Source organism: Microbacterium sp. Bi128 (assembly GCF_918698205.1).
This window is the reverse complement of sequence record NZ_CAKKMM010000359.1, coordinates 1-4413: the sequence shown is the minus strand read 5'-3', so window position 1 is coordinate 4413 and position 4413 is coordinate 1. Positions and strand designations below refer to the sequence as shown.

Sequence of the window (4413 nt, the reverse complement as noted above, 5' to 3'; positions counted from 1 at the left end):
GGTCCTGCACGGCGCCTCCGGCATTCCGGCCGAGGAACTGGTCAAGGCCGCCGCGATGAACGTGGGCAAGGTCAACTTCAACACGGAGCTGCGCACCGGCGTCCTGGCGGTCCTTGAGGAACAGACCACAGCGCACCGGGCCGACGGCGAGAACCTCCAGGCACTGCTGGGCCTGTGGAATGCCTCGGCCAGGACCTTCGCGGCCACCGCCCTGGCCACACTCTCGCGCTGACACTGTGACTGCCAGAGCAGTATGGCCCGCAGCCGGCGCGCATCCGGGCCATACTGCTCTGGCAGCCAGGGCGCCGCGGCCCGACAATGATGGCAACACAGCCTGTCTTCCCGAGGGGTGCCATGCTTGCGCAGCAGCGGCCAACCGGCGACCCGGCGCCGATGCCGGACCGAGACCCGGTGATCGACCTTGTCCGGTTCTTTTGCCTGGCATTGGTGGTGGTCGCGCACACCATGATGGTGAGTCCCGTACTGCACCCGGACGGCACCGTGACGTCCGAGAACACCTTGGGCGATCAGCACTGGTTTGAACCAGTGGTGTGGGTCTTCCAGATCATGCCGCTGTTCTTTGTGGCCGGAGGCATCACCGGGCTGCAGTCCTGGCGCCGGCTCCGCGCCAGGGGCGGCAACGCCTTCGATTTCATGCAGGCCCGGCTGCTGCGCCTGATCCGGCCGGCCGCCGTCCTGCTGGCGGTCATGTTCGTTGGCCTGTCGGCGGCCCGCCTCGCAGGGGTTGACCCTCAGGTCATCGAGCTGCTCACCAGCGGAGCCGGCATGCCGCTGTGGTTCCTGGCCGCGTACCTCGCCGCGCAACTCAACCTTCCCTGGCTGGCGGCCCTCCACACCCGCGCGCGATGGCTGACCTTCGCCGGCCTCACCGCCCTGGTGGTGACGGTCGATTGCCTGCGGGGAGTGCTGCCGCTGCTGGCATACCTGAACATGCTGTTCCTGTGGTGCGCCGTGCAGCAGCTCGGATTCATCGTGGCGGATGGCCCGCGGCTGCTGCCGGGCCGGCCGGCGCACCTGGGCATCATGGTTGCCAGCAACATGCTGCTGGGGTTGATAGTCCTGCTGGGGCTGTGTTCCGGGAACATGCTGGTGAACCTCAATCCGCCCAATGTGACGCTGCTGCTCCTGGGCATCTCGCAGGCCGCCGCCCTCCAGCTCTTCCGGCCGGTGCTGTCCCGGATCGCGTCCGTGGCCGGGGTGCGCCGGATGATGGGCGTGGCCGGCCGGCGGTCCATGACTGTTTATCTGTGGCATCTGCCCCTGCTGGCGGCGATGTCCGGGTTGCTGCTGCTGACGGATTTCCCGCAGCCCGACGGAGGGAGTGCGGCCTGGTGGTGGGGGCGGCCCCTGGTGCTGTTGGGGGTCATCGCCCTGCTGCTGCCGGTGGTGGCATTGTTTGGCAGGCTGGAGGAGCGGCCGACGGCGTCCGGCCCGTCGCCGAGCCGACCGGCGGCCGCCGTGCTGCTGGCCGCAGTCGCCGTTTTTGTTCCGGCAGTCAACGCCGCGCTCACCGGGCTCACGCCCGGGCTCCTCGGCGGGGGTGCCGCCTGCTTCGCGCTCGCCGTCGTGCTCCTGGGCCGGATTCCGGTTCAGCTCACGACGCCACCTGACGGGCAGGGCGGATCGGAACCGCCATTGCCACGCCCGCCATTAAGTGCCAATGTCGAACCATGACGGAGAACTCGGCAACCACGGAAGACACCTTCACCCCGGACGTCTCCACCACCCGGAACGACGAGCTGCACCGTTACGAACTCCGTGTCGGCGAGAAGCTGGCCGTCCAGGTGCGCTTCATCGACAGGCCGGGCCATATCGACTTTATCCACACGGATACCGCAGAGCAGTTCCAGGGCCAAGGGCTCGCCAAAGTGCTGGCGCACTTCGCCCTCGATGACGTGGTTGCCTCCGGCAAGCGGATCATCCCGAATTGCCCGTTCATGTACCGCTACCTGCGCAAACATGAGTCGTACCACCAGTATGTGGACTGGCCGGAGCGGGTCCCAGAGGGAGCCTGAGCGCCTGGCGCGGGGGCCGGAACGAAGTCATCGGCCTGCCCGCTTGTGGGCAGCGGACCAACCTCGTAAAGTTTGACCAGAGTTATGCAGTTGGCTCTTGGACAGGTGACTTTGGAGTACCCCATGAACCATAAACTGCGTGTGCTTGTCCGGGTGGACGTCGATCCCGCACAGGTCACCCTCGAAATTACCGGCTGCGTTACCCAGTCTGACTCAGCAACCCTCCTGCACATTGTGCGCCGCGCCTGCCGCCTCGAACCGGGCGCCGCCGTGGTCATCGATCTCCACGGCGCCTCCCACCTGGACCCTGAGGTGCTGCTGGATCTCCGGCGTCTCGCTGATGCCGGACACCTGCCCTCTCCCGATGCCGGGGGCTCCGCAGAGTCCGGACCGCTTCGTTTCACCCTCGACGAGCCGGCGGTGCTGCCAATCTGCCTCGTGCACGTCGGCGCCGACGCCGAAGTCCTCGCCGGACTCGACACCGACGACCGCCCGGCCCCTGTTGCCGTCGCCGGGAACGGAGACAGCGAAGCTGCCGGACTGCTCGACGTCGGGCCCGGCTCCGGATCCGACTCCGGGCTGGGGGAGGCCAACAGCCCGCTGGCCGCGGAAACCGGCGGCGCCAGCGACCTTGGCTCCATCGACGGGCTGGCGCTTTCGGAGTACTTCGAGGGAACGCTGGATCCTGTGGCCACGGTCCGGGCACTGTCCGACACGGCGTTGTGCCGGCTCGCGGACGCTCTCTACCGCCACCTCGACACCAGCAGCCCCTCTTTCGGGGCGCACACCTGGTACGAGCTTGCGGCCGAAGAGCTTCAAAACCGCCACCTGCTCGATGACGGTGACCCGGCAGGGGACGAACTGGCGCAGGACACGGCCCTGGCCTGAGCCGGGACGAGACTAGGCTGTCGCTATGAACCCTCAAACAGCCTCTACATCCGGCAGCACAGCCATGGTCACGGGCGCGACGGCAGGCCTTGGCGCCGAGTTCGCCCGCCAGCTCGCCGAGCAGGGCCACCGCGTGGTGCTCGTGGCCCGCGACGCCGGCCGCCTCGCGGCCACCGCTGCGGAGCTGGAGAACAGCTACGGGACCGCGACGGAGACGATCGCCGCGGACCTGACCGACGACGCAGGGATTGCCGCCGTCGTCGCGCGCCTGACCGACCCCGCGCGGCCGGTGGAGATCCTGGTCAACAACGCGGGAATCGGCCTGCTGCGGCCCTTCGAGGACAACGACATTGCCGAGGAGAAGAAACACCTGAAGCTCCATGTCGAAACCGCCATGGAGCTCAGCCACGCCGCCCTGCAAGGCATGCTCGGGCGCCAGTCCGGCAGGATCATCAACGTCGCCAGCGTGGCGGCCTTCCTGCCCCGCGGCACCTATTCCGCAGCGAAGGCCTGGCTGCTGAGTTTCTCGCGCTCGGCCAACATGGCCTATGCGGCGCGCGGGGTGAAGGTCACCGCCGTGTGCCCCGGCTTCACCCACACCGAGTTCCACGACCGGATGGGGATGGACAAGACGGCGACGCCGCGCTGGATGTGGCTCGAGGCCCGGCAAGTGGTCAGCGAGGGACTGGCGGACAACGCCAAGGGCAAGGCCGTCTCGATCCCCAGCAAGCGCTACAAAGTCCTGACCTCGGTTTCGCGGGTGCTGCCCTCAAAGCTCATCGCCGGGCCGGCGCGGCGCGCCAAGTAGCCGCCGGGTACATCAGTGGACGGCCAGGCGCCGTCGGCGGATCAGTACGAAGACGGCGATCCCGACGGCGGCGCCCACGAGTGTTTCGACGGCCCGTTCGGTCACCAGCACGGCGGGATCGGCCGGCGCGGCAAGCTGTCCGACCAGCAGGATCACCGGGGTGAAGGAGACCATGGCAAGGCCGTAGTGCCGGGTCATGAACAGCTCGGTGCTGAACTGCAACACGATCACCAGGCAGACCAGGACGGCGGCCTCCTGCCCGGGGAAGGCCAGCAGCGGTGACCCCGGCCACGGGAACAGGACCGCCGCGACCACCACGAGACCGCCCAGTGTCCCGACGATCCGGTGGACGCCGCGGTACACGCTGCTGGGCAGGTCCGCACCGGCAAGCGGCACCGCCGCCGCGGCCATGGCCCAGTGCGGGTGGCCGCTGCCGCTGAGGACCCCCAGGGTCCCGGCGCCGCCGACAGCGGTGACGTAGCGGGCGGCATGCAGCCACGCCGCCCGGCGCCCGGCCCCGCGCAGCACTGTGACGTCCCGCCGCCTCCCGCGCTGCCAGGTGCGGCCGACAAACCAGCCGCCAAAGCCGACCATGATGGAGAACGCGGCCGATCCCGCGGCGATGAGAACGCCCGTGTGCCAGGGGACGGCGGCGGGAACGGAGGCGCACGCGCCCAGGGC

The 4413-nt window shown here is 68.9% G+C and carries 6 protein-coding genes; 5 read left to right on the top strand and 1 reads right to left on the bottom strand.

Annotation, left to right across the window (positions count from 1 at the left end):
* From LQV45_RS18965 to LQV45_RS18945, 5 genes are all read left to right on the top strand, one after another.
* Positions 1 to 232 (top strand): class II fructose-bisphosphate aldolase (locus tag LQV45_RS18965; RefSeq protein WP_230008349.1); only part of this gene is annotated, 232 nt, incomplete at its 5' end.
* A 122-nt stretch (positions 233 to 354) separates the two neighbouring features.
* Positions 355 to 1695, top strand: a complete 1341-nt coding sequence (locus tag LQV45_RS18960; RefSeq protein WP_230008348.1) for an acyltransferase — start codon at positions 355 to 357, stop codon at positions 1693 to 1695.
* Positions 1692 to 2036, top strand: coding sequence for a GNAT family N-acetyltransferase (locus LQV45_RS18955; protein WP_230008347.1), 345 nt, complete (start codon positions 1692 to 1694; stop codon positions 2034 to 2036). Before LQV45_RS18960 ends, LQV45_RS18955 begins: the two co-directional genes overlap by 4 nt.
* Before the next feature lie 123 nt (positions 2037 to 2159).
* Positions 2160 to 2924, top strand: coding sequence for a hypothetical protein (locus LQV45_RS18950; RefSeq protein WP_230008346.1), 765 nt, complete (start codon positions 2160 to 2162; stop codon positions 2922 to 2924).
* A 25-nt stretch (positions 2925 to 2949) separates the two neighbouring features.
* Positions 2950 to 3732, top strand: coding sequence for an SDR family oxidoreductase (locus tag LQV45_RS18945; protein WP_230008345.1), 783 nt, complete (start codon positions 2950 to 2952; stop codon positions 3730 to 3732).
* A gap of 12 nt (positions 3733 to 3744) precedes the next feature.
* On the opposite strand, the gene LQV45_RS18940 is transcribed toward LQV45_RS18945, so the two are convergent.
* On the bottom strand, positions 3745 to 4413 hold a 669-nt coding region (locus tag LQV45_RS18940), incomplete at its 5' end, for an FUSC family protein (protein WP_230008344.1).